General features: G+C 69.3%; 16 protein-coding genes. 11 read left to right on the top strand and 5 right to left on the bottom strand.

The window, feature by feature from the left end:
• The first annotated feature begins 291 nt into the window (after nt 1-291).
• The 8 genes from ETD86_RS18790 (at nt 292) to dpgD (ending at nt 9113) form a co-directional block, all read left to right on the top strand.
• Entirely contained in the window at nt 292-855 is a 564-nt protein-coding gene (locus tag ETD86_RS18790) for a hemerythrin domain-containing protein (protein ID WP_138667456.1), read from the top strand.
• Between the two features lie 141 nt (nt 856-996).
• Nucleotides 997-1818, top strand: a complete 822-nt coding sequence (locus ETD86_RS18785) for an SDR family NAD(P)-dependent oxidoreductase (RefSeq protein WP_138667455.1) — start codon at nt 997-999, stop codon at nt 1816-1818.
• Nucleotides 1819-1855: 37 nt separating this feature from the next.
• On the top strand, nt 1856-3661 hold the full coding sequence (locus ETD86_RS18780) for an ABC-F family ATP-binding cassette domain-containing protein (protein ID WP_138667454.1): 1806 nt from the start codon (nt 1856-1858) through the stop codon (nt 3659-3661).
• A gap of 368 nt (nt 3662-4029) precedes the next feature.
• Nucleotides 4030-4938 carry an oxidoreductase gene (locus tag ETD86_RS18775; RefSeq protein ID WP_138667453.1) on the top strand — a complete coding sequence of 303 codons (909 nt, stop codon included), beginning with the start codon at nt 4030-4032 and terminating at the stop codon, nt 4936-4938.
• Nucleotides 4939-5168: 230 nt separating this feature from the next.
• Complete coding sequence (gene dpgA / locus ETD86_RS18770; protein ID WP_138667452.1) at nt 5169-6335, top strand: 3,5-dihydroxyphenylacetyl-CoA synthase DpgA; 1167 nt, start codon at nt 5169-5171, stop codon at nt 6333-6335.
• A gap of 5 nt (nt 6336-6340) precedes the next feature.
• On the top strand, nt 6341-7006 hold the full coding sequence (dpgB, locus tag ETD86_RS18765) for an enoyl-CoA-hydratase DpgB (protein ID WP_138667451.1): 666 nt from the start codon (nt 6341-6343) through the stop codon (nt 7004-7006).
• Nucleotides 7003-8313: a (3,5-dihydroxyphenyl)acetyl-CoA 1,2-dioxygenase DpgC gene (gene dpgC, locus ETD86_RS18760; protein ID WP_246147991.1), complete on the top strand. Its 1311-nt coding sequence runs from the start codon at nt 7003-7005 to the stop codon at nt 8311-8313. The genes dpgB and dpgC overlap by 4 nt, the downstream gene beginning before the upstream one ends.
• Nucleotides 8310-9113, top strand: a complete 804-nt coding sequence (dpgD, locus tag ETD86_RS18755) for an enoyl-CoA-hydratase DpgD (RefSeq protein WP_138667450.1) — start codon at nt 8310-8312, stop codon at nt 9111-9113. The genes dpgC and dpgD overlap by 4 nt, the downstream gene beginning before the upstream one ends.
• A gap of 75 nt (nt 9114-9188) precedes the next feature.
• Here the strand turns inward: dpgD and ETD86_RS18750 are convergent, their stop codons facing one another.
• Nucleotides 9189-10157 carry a ParB/RepB/Spo0J family partition protein gene (locus ETD86_RS18750; RefSeq protein ID WP_246147990.1) on the bottom strand — a complete coding sequence of 323 codons (969 nt, stop codon included), beginning with the start codon at nt 10155-10157 and terminating at the stop codon, nt 9189-9191.
• A gap of 580 nt (nt 10158-10737) precedes the next feature.
• Here ETD86_RS18750 and ETD86_RS18745 point away from each other — a divergent pair.
• From ETD86_RS18745 to ETD86_RS18735, 3 genes are all read left to right on the top strand, one after another.
• On the top strand, nt 10738-11598 hold the full coding sequence (locus ETD86_RS18745; RefSeq protein ID WP_138667448.1) for a VOC family protein: 861 nt from the start codon (nt 10738-10740) through the stop codon (nt 11596-11598).
• 621 nt (nt 11599-12219) lie between these two features.
• Nucleotides 12220-13224 (top strand): ParB/RepB/Spo0J family partition protein, encoded by a 1005-nt coding sequence (locus ETD86_RS18740; protein ID WP_138667447.1) that lies wholly within the window; start codon nt 12220-12222, stop codon nt 13222-13224.
• Between the two features lie 153 nt (nt 13225-13377).
• Nucleotides 13378-13833 carry a cold-shock protein gene (locus ETD86_RS18735; RefSeq protein WP_138667446.1) on the top strand — a complete coding sequence of 152 codons (456 nt, stop codon included), beginning with the start codon at nt 13378-13380 and terminating at the stop codon, nt 13831-13833.
• 46 nt (nt 13834-13879) lie between these two features.
• Here ETD86_RS18735 and ETD86_RS18730 read toward each other — a convergent pair whose 3' ends face one another.
• From ETD86_RS18730 to ETD86_RS18715, 4 genes are read right to left on the bottom strand one after another with little or no spacing between them, the layout of a single operon-like run.
• Nucleotides 13880-15796, bottom strand: a complete 1917-nt coding sequence (locus tag ETD86_RS18730; protein WP_138667458.1) for an ABC transporter ATP-binding protein — start codon at nt 15794-15796, stop codon at nt 13880-13882.
• A 16-nt stretch (nt 15797-15812) separates the two neighbouring features.
• Nucleotides 15813-16076: an acyl carrier protein gene (locus ETD86_RS18725; RefSeq protein WP_138667445.1), complete on the bottom strand. Its 264-nt coding sequence runs from the start codon at nt 16074-16076 to the stop codon at nt 15813-15815.
• On the bottom strand, nt 16073-17824 hold the full coding sequence (locus tag ETD86_RS18720; protein WP_138667444.1) for a fatty acyl-AMP ligase: 1752 nt from the start codon (nt 17822-17824) through the stop codon (nt 16073-16075). Before ETD86_RS18720 ends, ETD86_RS18725 begins: the two co-directional genes overlap by 4 nt.
• A 39-nt stretch (nt 17825-17863) precedes the next feature.
• Nucleotides 17864-19114 carry a cytochrome P450 gene (locus tag ETD86_RS18715; RefSeq protein WP_211370142.1) on the bottom strand — a complete coding sequence of 417 codons (1251 nt, stop codon included), beginning with the start codon at nt 19112-19114 and terminating at the stop codon, nt 17864-17866.
• Nucleotides 19115-19350: the final 236 nt, after the last annotated feature.

Below are 19350 nucleotides of genomic sequence, written 5' to 3'. Positions count from 1 at the left end.
GCATCCGGCCCACCTCCCAGGTCGTGGGCTACGGCTACCCCGAATACAAGGCCTGACCACAAGCCAGGCCAGTCAAGCGAACACGGGTGGTGCAGGGATCTGTCCCTGCACCACCCGTTGCCTTTTGGGCACGGCGCGAGTCGCTCGATGTGGAGCGCCGACCAGGTGATACCGCATGTTTCGGCCGTGGTGAGCGGGAACGGGAACGGCAGGCCGCCGGCGCCTTGGAAGCGACCACCTGCGCGCGGCGCCGGCGAGCCGGTTACCGCTGTCACGTGGAGGAGCCCGCCGATGACCGAACAACAGGATGTGATCGCGGTGCTGGTCACCGACCACCGCGAGGTCGAGGAGATGTTCACCCAGCTGGAGCACATGGTCGGCCGGATCGATGAGAAGGCCAAGACCCTGTCCGAGCAGGTCGTCATCGAACTGGTACGCCACTCGGTGGCCGAGGAGGCGTACCTGTACCCGGCGGTCCGCGAGCACGTACCCGGCGGTGACGCGCTGGCCGATGAGGAGATCGCCGAGCACGCCGAGGCCGAGGAGACGATGAAGCGGCTGGAAGGGCTGGAGTCGTCCGACGCGGAGTTCTGGCCCACGCTGGAGCAGCTGATGGGCCAGATCCGCCACCACCTGCGGGACGAGGAGAACGACCTGTTCCCGCGGCTGCGGCAGGCCTGTTCCGAGGCCGAGCTCCTCGAACTGGGCGGCAAGGTGACGCGGGCCAAGAAGATGGCGCCGACCCGGCCGCACCCGGCCGCGCCCGACACCCCGCCGGCCAACAAACTGCTGGCTCCCGGGACCGGGCTGGTCGACCGCGTCCGCGACGCCCTCACCGGCCGGGGACGTTCCTGATCGTTCAGCGATCTCCCGCGACCGCGGCCACTTTGTGGCGCATGTGAGACGAGACGTTCCGTCTTGACACGGGAGCGATTTGCCTCCACACTCAGACAAGACGAGACGGACCGTATCGTCTCACATGAGCGAGGAGATCGTATGACGACTGCCCGCGTTTGGTTCATCACCGGCGCGTCGAGGGGCTTGGGCAGGGCCTTCGCCGAGGCGGCGCTCGCCGCCGGAGACCGCGTCGTGGCCGCCGCGCGCGACCTCAGCCCCATCGCCGACCTGGCCGCCGCCCACCCGGACACCCTCGTACGGCTGACGCTGGACGTCTCCGACCGCGCGACCGTGCGGAACGTGGTGGACCGGGCGGTGGCGGCGTTCGGCCGGCTCGACGTCGTGGTCAACAACGCCGGCGGGCTGCTGCTCGGCATGGTGGAGGAGGCCACCGAGGAGCAGATCCGCGCCCACTTCGACGTCAACTTCTTCGGCGCGGTCTGGGTGGCCCAAGCTGTGGTGCCGTACCTGCGGGCGCAGGGGTCCGGCCACATCCTGCAGGTCACCTCGATGGGCTCCGGCGGAGGGTTCGCGTCCGTCGGGTTCTACTCGGCGGGCAAGGCCGCGCTCGACTCGGTGAGCGAGGCGCTGGCGATGGAGGTGGCGCCGTTCGGGATCAAGGTGACGATCCTGCAGATGGGCGGGTACGGCACGGACCTGTTCACACGGGGCACCACGATGACGGAGCCCCGCCCGGAGTACGAACCGCTGCGTGCCCGGCTGGCCGAGATGTGGGGCGAGGACGCGGGCCCCGACCCGAGCTTCGCGGCGCCGGTGATCATGGAGCTGGCCGGTCTGGCGGAGCCGCCGCGGCGGCTCATCGTCGGCAGCGCCTCGTACGACATCGTCCAGCAGATGGACCAGGCACGCACAGAGGAGTACCGGGCCTGGGAGCACCTCAGCCGGCAGGCGCCGGGCTGATCTGACCGCTCCGACGCGAAGAGGAAGTGGGCCCTTAATGCGCACTGCTGCCCAACTGGCACTCGCCGAGATCACCAAGCGTTACGGCACCCGCGTCGTCCTGGACCGAGTGTCACTCACCGTCAAGCCGGGCGAGCGGATCGGGGTGATCGGCGACAACGGGTCGGGCAAGTCCACACTGCTCAGGCTCATGGCGGGCGCCGAGCAGCCGGACAACGGCGAGCTCGTGGCCGTTGCGCCCGGCGGCGTCGGATACCTGCCGCAGTCGCTCGCGCTGCCGCCGCACGCGACCGTGGCCGACGCCGTCGACCTGGCGCTGGCCGACCTGCGAGAGCTCGAAGCCCGGATGCGGGCGGCCGAACGGTCGCTCGACGAGCCGGGCACGGAGGCTCGTACCGGCACGGAGGCTCGTACCGGCACGGAGGCTCGTACCGGCACGGAGGCTCGTACCGGCACGGAGGGTCGTACGGGCACGGAGGCTCGTACGAGGCTGGATGTCTACGCGGGGCTGGTGGCGGAGTTCGACGTGCGGGGCGGTTATGAGGCCGAGGCTCGTGTGGAGGTCGCGCTGCACGAGCTCGGGTTGCCCGGGCTGGATTGGAGCCGCCCGCTGGGCACGCTGTCCGGTGGCGAACGCTCCAGGCTCGCCCTCGCCGCCACGCTGGCGTCCGCTCCTGAGCTGCTGCTGCTCGACGAGCCGACCAACGACCTGGACGACCAGGCCGTGGCCTGGCTCGAACACCGCCTGCGCGCCCACCGGGGCACGGTCGTGGCGATCACGCACGATCGGGTGTTCCTGGAACGGGTGACCACCGCCATCCTGGAGGTCTCCGACGGGCAGGTGCGCCGCTACGGCGACGGGTACGCCGGATATCTCGCGGCCAAGGCCGCCGAACGCGCCGCGCAGGCGCGGGCCCACGAGGAGTGGAAGGCGGAGCTGGACCGGCATGCCACCCTGGTGGCGGCCAACGCGGGCCGGCTGGCCGGCATCCCGCGCAAGGCGGCCAAGGCGGGCATGGGCACCGGGGCGTGGCGGGCGCGCTCGCGTACGCATGGGGCCGCCGGGCGCATCCGCCAGTCCCAGCAGCGGCTGCGGTGGCTCACCGACCACCCGGCGCCGCCGCCGCCCGAGCCGCTGCGTTTCAGTGCCGCCCTCGCCGGCACGGGAGCCACCGCCGGGGCCGAGGTGGCCGCGCTCGACGGCGTGGTGGTGACGGGCCGGCTCCGTCTTGACTCCCTGGCCGTCCGCGCCGGTGAGCGGCTGCTCGTCACCGGCCCGAACGGAGCCGGCAAGTCCACGCTGATGCGGGTGCTCGCCGGGGAGCTGCGGCCGGACACCGGCGAGGTACGGCGGGCCGGCCGGGTCGGGTTCTTCCGGCAGGACGACCTGGACACGGGCGAGGCACGGCGGGCGGGCCGGGTCTTCCGGCAGGACGACCTGGACACCGGCGACGTACGCCGGGCCGGGATCCCTCAGCGGGACGGGCCGCGGGACCGGACCGTGCTGCGGGCCTACGCGCACGGACGTCCCGGCAGCCTGGACGAGCACGCGGACGCGCTGCTCGCCCTTGGCCTGTTCCGGCCCTCCGACCTGGGGCTGCGCCTGGGAGAGCTCTCCTATGGGCAGCGCCGCCGGATCGAGCTGGCGCGGCTGGTGAGCGAGCCCGTGGACCTGCTCCTGCTCGACGAGCCGACGAACCACCTGTCGCCGGTGCTCGTGGAGCAACTGGAGGAGGCGCTGGCCTGCTATGGGGGCGCGCTGGTGGTCGTGACGCACGATCGCCGCCTGCGGGCCGCGTTCACCGGCTCCCACCTGGAGCTGGACGGGGGCATGGCGGCGTAGCGGGTCGCGGTCATCGGGTGAGCCACCGGCAGCACGCGCAGCAAGCCGTCATGCCGCACACGAAGACCCCGGCAACCGTAGGCACGTTGCCGGGGTCTTCTCGCTTTCACACGTGTTCATCCTGAATGACGCCTTCATCACCCTCTTGGATGTCCGCGCACAGCGGCCGACTTGTGAGCATGAACATGCCGCACGCTGCGATGGGGTGAACTGATCTTCAACTGTCCACGTGATAGTGTGTTCGCCACTGCTCAAGCCTTCTCGACGCGGATCCACCTCCGCCGGGAAGGCTTTTTTCATGCCCGGATTCGACCAGGCAGTACTCCTGGATCTCCGTTGGGCACCCATGCGAGAACGTGAGGCTGATCATGACCATCGAGACGAACACCGCCGCGGCCGCGGGCACCTGGAACCTCGGCGACCTGACTGTCAACCGCATCGGATTCGGCGCGATGCGCCTGACGGGCAGCGCCGCCTTCGACCTCGGTACGCCGAGCGACCGCGATCGTGCGATCAGCGTGCTGCGGCGCGCGATCGAGCTCGGTGTCAACCACATCGACACCGCTGCGTTCTACTTCTCCCGCCTGCGGTCCGCCAACGAGCTGATCAACCGGGCACTCGCTCCCTACCCGGACGACCTGGTGATCGCCACCAAGGTCTGGCCGGGCAGGAACCCGTCGGGCGAATGGGTGTGGGCCACACCAGAACAGCTGCGCGGCCAGGTGGAGGAGAACCTGCGCCAGCTGGGTCGTGACCACCTGGACGTGGTGAACCTCCGCGTCCCCCCGAGCCGCAAGGCCGGCTCGATCGCCGAGCATTTCGGCGCGCTGGCCGGCCTGCGTGACGCCGGGCTCGTACGTCATCTGGGGATTTCCAACGCCACGCCCGAGCATCTGGAAGAGGCCCAGGCCATCGCGCCGGTGGTCTGCGTGCAGAACGCCTACACCATCGGCGCGCCGGCCGGGGAGCGGGCGTTCCTGCGGGCCTGCGGCGACCAGGGCATCGCCTTTGTGCCGTTCTTCGCGATCGCCGGCGCCGGGCGGGAGGGGGGAGCGAACGCGACGGAGCACGAATCCGTGCTCGCCGTGGCACGTGCTCATGGTGTGACGCCTGCGCAGGTCCGGCTGGCCTGGACGCTGCAGCAAGGACCGCATGTGCTGGCCATCCCCGGGACCGGTAATCCGGACCACCTCGTTCAGAACGTGACCGCCGGAACGCTGCGCCTGTCCGACGAGGAAATGGCACGCCTTCAGTCCCTGGACCACGCCGTTGAGTAGTCGGGCCGCCGGGGCCCCCGCATTTGGACGCAATCTGGTGTCACCGCAGGTGGCGGCGTACATCTCTGGACGGCCGTTGCCGCTCGGAGATCGCCGGGTTACGTTGACCCGGCTTCGCCGCGTGGGCATATGGGCCCGCGGCAAAACCCGCGAAAGGTGCGAAAGGTGCCTGCGATCAAGGTCAAGCGATTAATACGGAGTAAGACCCGGATGTGGGGGTGGACGTTCCGATGACCATCAGCATTGAACGGCCGGAGATCTCGGCGGCACGAGCACCACTTGCGCCGCTTGCCCGCGGTCGCCGCCGCGCGGCCGCGACTCCTCGGATCACGGGCGTCGGCACCGCCGTCACGCCCACCTCTTACACGCAGCGCGAGCTGCTCGACATCCTGAAGATCACCGATCCGAAGATTCGGTCGGTCTTCCTCAACAGCGCGATCGGCCGCCGCCACCTCACTTTGCCACCGGCCGACGACGCCGGCGTACGTACGCCGGAATTGCAGGGCGATCTCCTCGACAAGCACAAGAAGCTGGCCATCGAGATGGGGGCCGAGGCGCTGATGAGCTGCCTCGAGCGGGCCGGCGCCGACCTTTCCGACCTCAGCCACCTGTGCTGCGTGACCTCGACCGGATTCCTGACACCCGGCCTGAGCGCCCTGTTGATCCGTGAGCTGGGCATCGACCGGCACTGCAGCCGGGCCGACATCGTGGGCATGGGCTGCAACGCGGGACTCAACGCGCTGAACGTCGTCGCCGGCTGGGCCACGGCGCACCCCGGCGAACTCGCCGTCGTGTTGTGCGCCGAGGCGTGCTCGGCCGCGTACGCGCTCGACTCCACGATGCGGACCGCCGTCGTGAACAGCCTGTTCGGCGACGGAGCCGCGGCCGTCGCCCTCGTCGCCGACGACGGCGACGCGGGAGGCGGGCTGTCCCCGCAGTCGCGGCCCGCGCCGCGCGGGCCGCGCATCCTCGACTTCGCCAGCTGCATCATCACCGACGCGGCCGACGCCATGCGCTACGACTGGGACCGCGACCAGAGCAGGTTCAGCTTCTTCCTCGACCCCCAGATCCCCTATGTGGTCGGCGCGCACGCCGAACTCGTCGTCGACCGGCTCCTCGGGCGGAACGGCCTGCGCCGCAGCAGCATCGATCACTGGCTGGTGCACTCCGGTGGCAAGAAGGTCATCGACGCCGTCGTGGTCAACCTGGGACTGAGCCGTCACGACGTCCGGCACACCACGGGGGTTCTGCACGACTACGGGAACGTCTCCAGTGCCTCGTTCCTCTTCTCCTACGAGCGCCTCCTGCTGGAGAACGTCGCCAGGCCGGGCGACTACGGGGTGCTCATGACGATGGGTCCGGGGTCCACGATCGAGACGGCGCTGGTCCAGTGGTGAGCGCGGTGGGCACGGGCAACCGTTTCGTCCTGCGGGTCGACGGCGCGCGGCCCCTCTCGGCGAGCTCCGTGGAGGCGGTGGCCGCGATCTGCGACCAGGCGGAGGATCACGACGGTCCCGGCGTCGTCGAGATGCACCTCTCCGGCGCGCCCGAAGGTCGCTGGACCGGCGAGCTCACCGTCGGGCTGGTGACCAAGTGGGAACGTGTGGTGCGCCGGCTCGAGCGGCTGCCCCTGATGACGGTCGCGGTGGTCTCCGGCGACTGCGGTGGGACGGCCTTGGACGTCCTGCTGGTCGCCGACCTCCGGATCGCCGCACCCGGAACCCGCCTTCTCGTCCCGAGTGACGGGACGGCCACGTGGCCGGGCATGGCCCTCTACCGGCTCGTCCAGCAGACCGGCCCGGCCGCGGCCCGCCGGGCGGTGCTGCTCGGCGCCCCGATCGAGGCGGACCAGGCCGTGGCGCTGCACCTCCTCGACGAGATCGTCCACGATCCGGCCGGCCATGCCGCGGCCCTGGCCGGTCCGGCGGGCCCGAACGCCGACAGGGAGCTGGCGATCAGGCGGCAACTGATGTTCGAGGCGGCCTCGACGAGCTTCGAGGACGCCCTGGGCGCGCATCTGGCGGCCTGCGACCGGGCCCTGCGCGGGGGAGCGGGAGCGGTGTCGTGACGATCGCGGTCGCCGTCCCGATCGGGGAGGATCTTCATCAGGCCGCTGCGGCGGTGGCGGAAGCGGCCGAACGCGTCGAGGCGAAACTGGCCTCGTTGCCGGCTCCGGCGGCGCGCTCCACAGCGGAGCGCGCCGCCGCCGCGGCCGCGCACGACGGCGTACGAGTGCTGCGCCGCCGGTTCATGGAGGCCCACGGAACGGCGGTCTACGACCGGCTCACGGATGGCCGCACCCGCCGGCCGCGGCTCGCGGAGCTCGTGGAGGCCGCCGGGGCGGCCTTCCCCGGGCTGGTCCCCGCCGCCGATCGGCTCGCCGCCGAGCGGAGCCGGACGCAGGCCGACAAGGAAGGGCTCGAGATCGATCAGGGCATCTTCCTGCACGCCGTCCTGCGGTCGCCGGTGGCCGGCCCGCATCTGATGGACTCCATGCTCCGCCCGACCGAACGTGCCTTGGCGCTGCTGCCGGAGTTCACCCGTACGGGCGTGGTGGAGATGGAGTCGGTACGGCTCGAACGCCGCGACGGGGTGGCCCGGCTGACCATGTGCCGGGACGACTGCCTGAACGCCGAGGACGAGCGCCAGGTCGACGACATGGAGACAGCCGTCGACCTGGCGCTGCTCGATCCGGGTGTGCGGGTGGGGCTGCTGCGCGGCGGGGAGATGAGCCATCCCCGCTACCGGGGGCGGCGGGTGTTCAGCGCGGGCATCAACCTCAAGAGCCTGCACGCGGGCGAGATCTCGCTGGTCGGCTTCCTGCTGCGGCGCGAGCTCGGCTACATCAGCAAGCTCGTCAGGGGAGTGCTCGTCGACGACGGACACTGGCACTCGCCCGCGATCGAGAAACCCTGGACGGCCGCCGTCGACACCTTCGCGATCGGCGGCGGGGCCCAGCTGTTGCTGGTGTTCGACCAGGTCCTCGCCGCCTCCGACGCCTACCTCAGCCTCCCGGCGGCGCGCGAGGGCATCATCCCGGGGGCCGGCAACTTCCGGCTGGGCCGGGCCGCCGGCCCGCGGATCGCCCGTCAGGTCATCCTGCAGGGCCGCCGCATCTGGGCAAAGGAGCCCGATGCGCGGTTCCTGATCGACGAGGTCGTCGAGCCCGATCAGCTCGACGACGCCGTCGAGGCGGCCGTGCGCCGGCTCGACGGTGAGGCGGTCATCGCCAACCGGCGCATGCTGAACCTCGTGGAGGAGCCACCGGAGGAGTTCCGCCGCTACATGGCCGAGTTCGCCCTCCAGCAGTCGCTCCGGTTGTACGGCGCGGACGTCCTGGACAAGGTGGGACGCTTCGGAAGGCGACACCAGTGACGGGAAACGGCGTCCGGGTGCGCTACGAGAAGAAGGATCACGTCGGCTTCGTCACCCTGAACAGGCCCGAGGTCCTGAACGCGATGGACCTGCGGACGCACGAGGAGCTCGCCGCGGTCTGGGACGATGTCGAGGCCGACGACGAGGTGCGGGTCGCGGTCCTCACCGGGGCGGGCGACCGGGCGTTCTCGGTGGGGCAGGATCTCAAGGAGCGGGCCCGGCTGACCGAGCTGGGCGTGCCTCCGACGTCGTTCGGCAGCCGGGGCCAGCCTGGCTGGCCCCGGCTGACCGAGCGCTTCACCCTCTCCAAACCGGTGATCGCGCGGGTCCACGGGTACGCGCTCGGCGGCGGTTTCGAGCTGGCGCTGGCCTGCGACCTCATCATCGCCTCAGAACAGGCGGTCTTCGCGCTGCCGGAGGCGAGGCTCGGCCTGGTGCCGGGGGCCGGCGGGGCGTTCCGGCTGGCGCGGCAGATGCCGTTGAAGATCGCGATGGGTCACCTGCTCACGGGGCGGCGCATGGACGCGGCCACCGCGCTCCGGTTCGGCCTGGTCAACGAGGTGGTCCCGGAGGAAGGGCTGGACCGGTGCGTCGCGGAATGGACCGCCGATCTGATCAGGAGCGCGCCGTTGTCGGTGCGGGCGCTCAAGGAGAGCGTCCTGCGATCCGTTGACATGCCGCTTCCTGAGGCGTTCTCGGCCACGTATTCCTGGGAGGAACGTCGTAGGGCCAGCCACGACGCGGTGGAAGGTGTGCGGGCGTTCGCGGACAAGCGCGATCCCGTGTGGACCGGCCGCTGACCCGGCGCATAACCGTGGCCCGGTACCCGTACGGGTACCGGGCCGAGGCCGGACGGGCGGCCGCCAGGACGCCCCTCAGGGGCGGCCGGCAGGACCGAAGTCGGGGTCCATCGCGTTCCGCTCGACGAGTGAGGCGAACTCCAGCCACTTCTTCGAGCAGTCGCGGGCGAGATGAGCGACGATCTCGATGCAATGCGGAGGGACGCTGTCGATGATCTTGCTCCAGTCCTCCGTCCGCAGGGCGTGAATGTTCAGCAGACGTAAGAGGTCACGCCCGTTCTCGTTGAAGCGCAGAGCGGGATCGGCTTTCAGCCGTTCCACCACCACGGCGGGCGGAGGCGGCGAGCCGGACCCGGGGGTCGGCTGCTCGGCGATGCCGGTCCGTCGCGCAGGCCGGCCGTCGGCGTCCTGGCCGCCGGCGGCCCCCTTCGCCCGCCCCTGAGGCAGCGGATCCTCGCCGCGCCGCAGCCGCTTCCTGACATCCCGCACCGTTTCCGGCGAGATCCCCGCCGCGCGGGCGACCTGCCGCAGCGAAAGGCCGGGATCTTTGATGATGAGTTCCTGGGCCACCCGTCGTCTCTCGGTCACGTCGGCGGCGCGCACCCGCCCGTCCTTGCCGATCCGGCCGCCCCCGTCCGGGGGCTCGGCGTTGGCGCTCTTGCGAATCTCGGCGACCGTCTTGGCCGAGATTCCGGTGACCGAGGCGATCATCCGATCGGACCACTCGGGGTGGGAGGCGACCACCCGTGCGGCCGCGTGCTTGCGATCGGCCAGCGACAACGGGAGGCCATGCGCGATGTTCGACTTCACGGCCAGGACGAAGGCCTCGTCTTCCGAGCCTTCGAAGAACCTTACGGCGATCTTCCGATGGCCCAGGCGTTTCATGGCCAGGAGCCGGTGCATGCCGTCGATGACCCGCATGGTGGGACGGTGCACGATGATCGGCGGAAGCTCTGTCTCGGAGGCGATCAGGGTTTCCACGTGTTCGAGGCTCTCACCGGCGAGTCGCGGGGAGCCGCCGACCGACAGCGAGCTGATTTCCACTTCTTCTACTGCGTATAGATCGGCTCGACTCTGGGTGGACCGCAAGTCAACTCCTCAGCATCTGACTCGCATCACTCGTGGACAGGTGAGAACAGACAGCGGGGATCGGTTATGGAATGGTCACCGAGAGCGACTGAGCGCAGCGTCAAATCGCGGCCACGCAAAGTCAACCGAAATTTCATTCGGATCCGGTCGGCTCTGTTCGGAGCAGGATCCTGTCCCCCTTGGTTAGGGCCGCAATTTGACAATCGCAGATAGTCCCCGTACGTGCAGTTTTGCCGCCATGTGCCGTCGCCGGAAACCGATGCTATTAGTTTCCGGTCAGGCGTCATAGGCATAGATCCAGAATGGTCGTTTCAGGCCTAACTGCGTCGTTTCGTCCCCAGTGGTGCGTGCTGCACCCTCCGGCGGCATACTTGCCGGAGCTCGCGAGAAACGCCCGGGACATGTCCAAGTGGGGCAAACACTCAGTTGGACGGTTGCGCACCGAACGCCAGTCCGAGTCATGGCTCAGTTCATTGACCGTGCCGCAAAGGTGACGATGAAATTGTCGGGGGCTGCCAGACGGAGATGGGGGAACATGGAGATTCGGTCGGTCGATCACGTCGAGATGTTCGTCGAGGACGCGGAGCGGTCGGCGGCCTGCCTGCGCGACTGTTTCGGCTTCGCCCTCGCCGGCCGCGGCGGCCCGCGCACCGGATTACGCGGCTGCGAGTCCGTGCTGCTGCGCCAGCGCGACATCACCATCCTGGTGACCGCGGCGACCAGCGGCGATCACCGTGCCGCCGAGTTCGTGCGACTGCACGGCGACGGCGTGGCGGTGATCGGCTTCGGCGTCGACGACGCGCGGGCCTCGTTCGCCGAAGCCGTGGAGCGAGGCGCCGTCCCGGCCGCCCCGCCTGAGACGTCAGGGCCCGGGAGCGGCGGAGTCACCTTCGCTTCGGTGATCGGTTTCGGGGACGTGGAACATCGCTTCGTCTCCCGCGACAGACCGGATGCCCCCTTCGCCCCGGTGATCAACGAGGTCGGCTGCGGCCGGTCCGGCAGCGGCCTGCTTCGGGCCATCGGCCATTGCGCGGTGTGCGTCCCGGCGGGGGAGGGGGATGCGACAGTGCGGCGTTACCAGGAGACGTTCGGCTTCCGCCAGATCTTCGGCGAGCCTGTCCCCGCACCCTCCCGGGTCGTCCGGAGCGGGTCCGGGATGGTGACCTTCACCATCCGGGAGCCGGACACCGCCGGAGATCAGGGCGAGGCCGACGCGTTCGTGGACTCCTACGGCGGGGCGGGGATCCAGCAGATCATGTTCATCGGCGACGACGTCACCGCAGGTGTGCGGACGAGGACCGAGCACGGAGGGCGTGTCCTCACCTTCGGCGGCGATGACCACCATGCCCACCGTGCAACCGGGGGACGCCGGGTGGGGATGGGTCTCCGCGCGTAGCCGCGGCGTGGTCCGTCCTGGTCGCCGATCGGCACCCGCGATCGGATTCGAACCGACAATCAGCCTGGTTCAGGAGGCCGCTCCCTTTATTGCAGGTGCGAGATCGGCCGGCCTGGTCCAACGACGCCATTCCGGCTTATCGGCAGAGAAATATTCGCTGGCATAAAAGGTTATCTCGGTTTACCTCAGGGAATGGCTTCCGGTCGTTTCAGTGAATTCTTGTCGGCCTGTTTCGAGGTCTGCACCGACTCGCCGGGGCGGTTGTGAGGCAGGCTCACGATTGGCGCCTTCGCTGCGCGGAAGGCGCCAGGGCCCGGGCTGCCAGCGTCGAGTCGCGACTGTCCAGATGGTGAGACGGGTGTTGAAAATTGCAGGCCAGCGAAGAATGTCCAAGTGCCTAATTCCACGCTTGGACGCGATGGTGATTTCCGGTCCAGCGTTCGCCTGACAGGCCGCTCGGCGGTCCCATTTCGGGTCAACCATCGCTGTCAACCCCTTGATATCGCCCAATTGCTCACCTAAGTTACAGCGGTGGATCGAAGTTGGTCTGCCGGGCCACGCGATGACGGGGCGAGGTCTGCGGACAAGAAGGGGCGCTCTCTACGGTACGGGGGTAGGCTTTTGGAGACGTTAGTCCAGAAACAGTCAAACCTTAAATTAGCCGATGAAGCAGTAACGGTCCCTATCGACTTGCTTCAACATGCGGACTCCCCTCGCCTCGAGGGGGAGGATGTCGGGCACGTCCGCATGCTCGCCGATGTCGACGCCGACCTCCCGCCGATCCTCGTGCATCGCAAGACGATGCGGGTGGTCGACGGCATGCATCGTCTTCGCGCGACCATTCTGAACGGCCGCCGCGAGATCAAGGTGCGGTACATCGACGGGTCCGAGGCCGATGTGTTCGTCGCCGCGGTCCAGGCCAACATCGCACACGGGCTGCCGCTGTCCCTGTCCGACCGTGAGGCCGCGGCGGCGCGCATCCTGGCCACGCATCCGCAGTGGTCTGATCGGGCCATCGCGGAGGTCGCCGGTCTCGCCTCCACGACGGTCGCCCGGATCAGAATCCGCACGGTCGACAAGGACTCGCAGCCCGACGCCCGGATCGGCAAGGACGGCCGGGTCCGCCCGATCAACGGCGCCGCCGGACGTCGCCTCGCCAGCAGGCTGTTCACCGAGCACCCCGACGCCTCACTCCGTGAGATCGCCGAGATGGCCGGCATCTCCCCTGCGACGGCCAAGGACGTGCGTGAACGGATGCGCCGCGGAGATGATCCCGTCCCCGAGAAGCTGATGCTGGCGGAGCGTAAAAGTGAGGGGGCGGCGCGCGGCGACAAGACCGAGCTCCCTCCGGTCAGCCGGTTGCAGCGGAAGGGGCGGATGCCTGACGCGGAGCAGATCCTGCAGAAGTTGGTTCGAGATCCCTCCCTTCGGCTGAACGACAACGGACGCGGCCTGCTGCGCTGGCTCAGCACACGTTCCGTGAACACGCAGGAGTGGGAGGGCATTGAAGACGACATCCCGCCGCATTGCATACCGTTGGTCGCGGATTTGGCCATCGGCATGGCCTACGAATGGGAGCGGTTCGCGGAGGTTTTGAAGAGGAAGGCCCGCACTGAGCTTGCGTAGCGGGTCGTTGTGGCGGATCAGGTGGCGGCGAGGCACCGAGGGGCGTGGCACCGTGTTCGATGACCGTATCGCGGTCGGTGCCGCCGGCCCGCACGGGCGCCGAGCCGCCGCTGTCTATGAGTGATGTGTTGTCTGAGTGGAGAGGTGGTCGTGGTGAAGACCGGCAAGGTTCTGCGGTTCGATGACTTTCGTGGCTATGGGTTCATCGTCCCCGACGGCGGTGGCGAGGACGTCTTCGTCCACGCCAACGACCTGATCGACGAGAAGAGCGCGTTCTCGCCCGGGACGCCCGTCCAGTTCGAGGTCACCCAGGGCGATCGCGGCCTGAAGGCCTTCGCGGTGCGCGTCAGGGAGGAAGAACACCCGCTGCCCGTGGCGAAGGCCGCGGAGAACGGGCACGTGACGGCCGCGCCGGTGGAGAGCGGCGCGCCCGCGCACAAGCCGGACGAGGACGACGGCCTCTGCGACGTCCTGTCCGCGAACGAGTTCATTGAGGAGCTGACCGAGCTGCTCCTCGTGGAAGCCCCCGAGCTGACCGGTGGGCAGATCGTCCACCTGCGGCAGAGTCTTCTGGCTTTCGCGCGGAAGTACGGCTGGGCGGAAGGCTGACCGAGTGCCGGTGCCGCTCGGGGGAGTCGCCGCGGAGCCTGTCACGTCACGCACGCTTGGCGGGACAGGCCGCGGCGGCATCGGCGCCGTTCACCGTCTGATTGGCGAACTGCGTGCGGTAGAGCTCCGCGTAGAGTCCGTCGGCGGCGACGAGCTCGCCGTGCGTCCCACGTTCCAGGATCCGGCCTTTGTCGAGGACGAGGATCTGGTCGGCCTCGAGGATGGTGGACAGGCGATGGGCGATCACCAGTGAGGTACGACCGGCCAGCGCGGATTTGAGCGCGCGCTGGATCGCCGCCTCGGACTCCGAGTCCAGATGCGCCGTGGCTTCGTCGAGGACGACGATCGGTGGTGACTTGAGCAGGAGCCGGGCCAGGGCGATGCGTTGTTTCTCGCCGCCGGACAGGCGGTAGCCGTGATCGCCCACGAGGGTGTCGAGCCCGTCGGGAAGCGACGAGATCGTGTCCCAGATGCGCGCCGCCTCGCATGCTTCGATCAGCTCCGGTTCGGCGGCGTCCGGACGGGCGTACAACAGGTTGGCCCGGATCGTGTCGTGGAACAGGTGGGCGTCCTGCGTGACGACGCCGACGGCGTCGTTGAGCGAGCCCAGGGTCAGCTCCCGGACGTCGTGACCGCCGATCCGGACGGTGCCTGAGATGGGGTCGTAGAGGCGCGGGACCAAGTGGGTGATGGTGGTCTTTCCCGCGCCCGAGGGGCCGACCAGCGCGGTCAGCGTGCCGGCGGGCGCGCGGAAGCTCACCTCGCTGAGGACCGGCTGGTCATCGCCGCGCTCCGGGGTGCCGGACGTGATCGATTCCAGGGAGGCCAGCGACACCTCGTCGGCGGTGGGGTAGTGGAAGGAGACGTCGCCGAACTCGATGTCCGGCGCGGTGCCGCCGGCGGGCAGCGCGCGGGCACCGGGGCGTTCGCCGACGAGAGGCTTGAGATCCAGCACCTCGAAGACGCGGTCGAAACTGACCAGCGCGACCATGACGTTGAGCTGCATGTTCGACAGCTGGTTGATCGGGCCGTACAGCCGCATCAGCAAGGTCACCATGGCCACGAGGGTGCCGATCTGAAACGTGCCGCCGATGGTCAGAATGCCGCCCAGACCGTAGACCAGGGCGGTCGTCAGCGCGGTGAGCAGGGTGACGATGATGAAGAGCAGTCGTGCGTAGACGTTCGTCAGGATGGATACGTCGCGAACCCGGCCCGCCTTGTGCGCGAACGAACCGGCCTCCTGGTCGGCCCGGCCGTAGAGCTTGGCCAGCATGGCTCCGGACACGTTGAACCGCTCGTTCATCATCGAGCCCATGTCGGCGTTGAGCCCCATGCCTTCCCTGGTGAGCCGCTGCAGCCTCGCGCCGACCAGCTTGGCGGGAAGGAGGAAGAACGGGATCATCACCAGCGCCGCGACGGTGATCTGCCACGACAGATAGAACATCGTGCCGAGCACCAGGATCAGGGTCAGCAGAGTGGACACGGTCTGGGAGAGCAGTGTGGTGATCGCCTGCTGTGCCCCGATCACGTCCGTGTTGAGCCTGCTGACCAGCGATCCGGTCTGCGTGCGCATGAAGAACGCCAGCGACTGCCGCTGGACGTGGCCGAACACCTTGCAGCGCAGGTCGTAGACGATCCCCTGGCCGACCCGGCCGGAGAACCAGGTCTGCGTGAAGATGGCCAGCGCGTCCACCAGCGCCAGGCCGGCGATGACCGACGCGAGACCCACCACGACTCCCAGCCGTCCGGGCAGGATGCCGTTGTCGATGATCCCCTTGAGAAGGAGCGGGCCCGCCGCGGCGACGACCGCACTTGTGGCCGTGGCCAGCGTGATCGCCAGCAACGACCAGCGATAGTGCAGGGCATAGGGGATGATGCGCCGCACCGTGCCCGGCTTGACCTTCTGGCGGCTGATCGACTCGTCGATGCCGAGCCGCATCGGCCCCATGCGAGGGCCGCCCATCGTGGCCACGGATTACTCAACTCCGCTCGGTCTGGACCATCTGGCCGACCACCATTTCGGCGAAGGCCGCCACGGTGGGGAACTCCCAGAGGGCATTGGGGTCGATCTCGAAGCCCACGTGGTCCTCGACCTCGGTGAGGAGGGTGATGGCACGGACCGAGTCCAGACCGTAGGTGGCCATGGGCTCCGCCGGGTCGATCGATCCGGCGGGGAGCTCCAGTTCCTTGGCCAGCTGGGCACAGAGCCATTCTTGGAGGGCGTCCGTCGTGAGGGTGCTCATGAGACTCCTTGTCGCGGAAGAGGCTGCGGGTCCTGGTAGAGAGGGGTCAGGCTGCCCGCGCGGAACAGGTCCCGCGTCGTCGATCGGCGGACCTTGCCGCTCGTGGTCCGCGGCACGGCGCCGGGCTTGACCAGGAGCACGGTGCCGACGCGGATACCGAACTCGCGTCCCACCGTGTGCCTGATCTCGGCCGCGAGCGCGGGTAGCCGGTCCGCGGGCACACCGGCCACTTCGTGCGTGACCACGACCGTGGACTCGTCGTCGCCAGGAACGGTGCCAGGACCGCTGAACACGACGCCGGCCTTGCCCAGCTCCGGATGCTGGGCGCGCAGCTCCTGTTCGATGTCCTGGGGGTAGACGTTCCGTCCGTACACGATGATCATGTCTTTGAGCCGGCCGTGCACGTAGAGCTCGCCGTCGTCCAGCACCCCGAGATCTCCGGTGCGGAGGTAGCCGCCGTCGCCGTCCGCGGTGACCGCGGCGAAGTGCTCCGCGTTGTCGTCCCGCTGCCAGTAGCCCGGGGAGATGCTGGGGCCGCGCAGCCAGATCTCGCCCAGCCTGCCCTCGGGAAGCACCTCCCGTGACTCCGGGTCGACCACGCGGATCTCGCACGCGCTGGTGGGAGTGCCGCAGCTGACGATCTCTCGGGCCGGCCGGTCCTCGCCGGCGGGCGCCAGCCTGCCCTGCGCCAGCACGTCGAGGTCCACCCGGCGAATCACGGGTGATCTGCCCGGACGTCCTGTGACGTACACGGTCGCCTCTGCCATGCCGTACGCGGGGATCAGGGTCTCGGGGGGAAACCCGGAGACGGCGAACTTGGCGGCGAACGCGGTGAGGACCCTCGGGTCGACGGGCTCGGAGCCGCATGGGGCCACGCGCCAGCGCGACAGGTCCAGCGCGGCGGCGTCCTCGTCGCGGACCTTCCGTACGCACAGCTCGAAGGCGAAGTTGGGGGCGCAGGAGGCGTTGATCCCGTGGACGTCGATCATCCGCAGCCACTGCACCGGTCGTCTGACGAACGTGGTCGGCGTCATCAGCACGGAGCTCTCGCCGCGCAGCAGCGGCCAGAGGATCTGGGTGTTGATCCCCATGTCGTGATAGAGCGGCAGCCAGCCACCCGCACGCCCGCCCCAGCGCAAGTCCTCGCTGCCCGCGGCGGTGTTGTAGAGGATCTGGTCGTGCTGGAGGACCACCCCCTTGGGATCGCCGGTCGATCCGGAGGTGTACTGCAGCAGGGCGATCGTCGAACGGTTCAGCGGCACCGGCCGCCAGTCCTCCGGGTTGAAGAGCCCGGGCTCGTCGCCGGCCACGATGGGGATCGCGGCGCCGCCCAGGTCCGCCATCCACTCCCGCACCTCCACCAGGTCCGATGACGCGGTCATGACGAGGGCGGCGCCGGAGTCGCCCGCGATCGCGGCCAGCCGTTTGCGGTGGTGCTGATAGCTGCCGGGAAGCGGCGCGGGGATCGCGATCATTCCGGCGTACAGGCAGCCGAACAGGGCCGCGGCGAACTCCAGCCCGGTCGGGTGAAGCAGGAGCACACGCGAGCCCTGGGGGAACCGCTCGCGCAGCCACGCCGCTCGGCCGCGGGCCTCTTCGTCGAGCTGGGAGTACGACCAGCGCACCAGTCCGCCGGTGAGGTCGGAGGGATCGGCGAGGAATGCGACGGCTTCGGCTTCCGGCTGGGCCTCCACATGCTCGCGGAAAAGTGTCACCAGGTCCGGGGCGTCGATCAGGGCATGGGTCATGTGATCGTCCTTCGGCGACGAGGAGAGGTGATCGGGCACTCAACCGGAGCGGACGCCGTCGACGTCGATCAGGAGACGTTCCGGTCCGCGCAGGTTCAGGTTGCGCTTGTAGGTGAGACCGCCCGGTCGTAGCCGGGGCTGGACCAGGAGGGTGCTGAAGAGCTCGAGCGCGATGGCCACCTCGAGCCGTGCCAGGCCCGCGCCGAGGCAGAAGTGTGTGCCCGCCGAGAAGGACAGATGAGAGGCGGCGGGGGAACGGCCGATGTCGAACCTGCCTGGGTCGGGATACACCTCGGGGTCTCGGTTGGCGGCTCCCAGCAGGAACAGCACGGTGTCGCCGGGGTGCACCTCGGTGTCGCCGACGCGACCGTGCTCGCGGGCGACCCGAGTGGTCATCTGCACGGGTGCGTCGTAGCGCAGGACCTCCTCGACCACCGCCGGGGCCAGCGCAGGGTCGGCACGCAGCCGGTCGAACTGCTCAGGGTGCCGGAGCAACGCGAGGACCGCGTTGCCGATCAGGTTGACCGTGGTCTCGTGGCCCGCGTTGAGCAGGAGCACACAGGTCACCACGATGTCGTTGTCGTCGAGTCGCTGCCCGTTCTCCTCGACCTGGGTGAGGTGCGAAATGAGGTCGTCGCGCGGCGCGTTCCGGCGTTCCTTGATCAGTTTCTGGAAGTAGCCGACGAATCGGGCGCGCGCCCGCGCCGCCTCCGTCGTCACCCGCGCGGCCGTCTGGCCGAGCGGCGGATCCAGCGTCTCGGACAGCGCGGCCGACCAGTCCTGCAGGAGCCGCCGGTCCTCGAAGGGGACGCCGAGCAGTTCGCAGATGACCCGCAGGGGCAGCGGGTAGGCGAGGTCGTCGACGACTTCGAGAGTGCCGGAGTCCGCGGCGCTCTGGAAGAGGTCCGTCGCGATCTCGTGAATCCGCGGCGCCAGGCTGTCCACCTTGCGGCGCGCGAACGCGCCGACCACCAGACGCCGGTAGCGGGTGTGCTCCGGAGGGTCGAGATGGAGGAAGTTCCGCGTCCGCGGTCCGCGCGGGGTGGGGGAGAGGTTCGCCCTGTCCCGGGCCGCGCTCATGGCCGGATCACGCAGTGCCGCCGAGCACTGGGCGTGCCGTCCCAGCACGACGAGACCGGGGAGGGGCCGGTAGGGTGAGCGTTCGCGCAGCTTGTCCAGGCACGGGTAGGGATCTTCCCGGTTGCCGGGGTCGGTCAGCTCGGCGATCTCCTCGGGCACCGGAGGGCGGTCCGCCTGCACCGGTCCTCCGCCGGCGGGTTCGCGTCGCACCAGCATTCCCTCCCCTTGAGGTTGACGGTTGCCGACCGTACCTGTGGCGGCGAAGGTTTTTAAAGATGCGCGCGAAACCCGGCTTTTTCGCCGGGCAAAGAGGCGGCTGCCATTCAACTACAGCGCTGCCGCAGTTGAACACCCGGGCGTTATCCGCGTGGACGGGACGGATGCCTGGTTGACGCCCTGTGCGGCTACTGGTGAGGATGGCGCACGGACATGATTTAACGCACCCC

It is taken from the genome of Nonomuraea turkmeniaca, assembly GCF_005889735.1.
Taxonomy (GTDB): Bacteria; Actinomycetota; Actinomycetes; order Streptosporangiales; family Streptosporangiaceae; genus Nonomuraea; species Nonomuraea turkmeniaca.
This window is presented reverse-complemented; position numbering and strand designations above follow the sequence as displayed.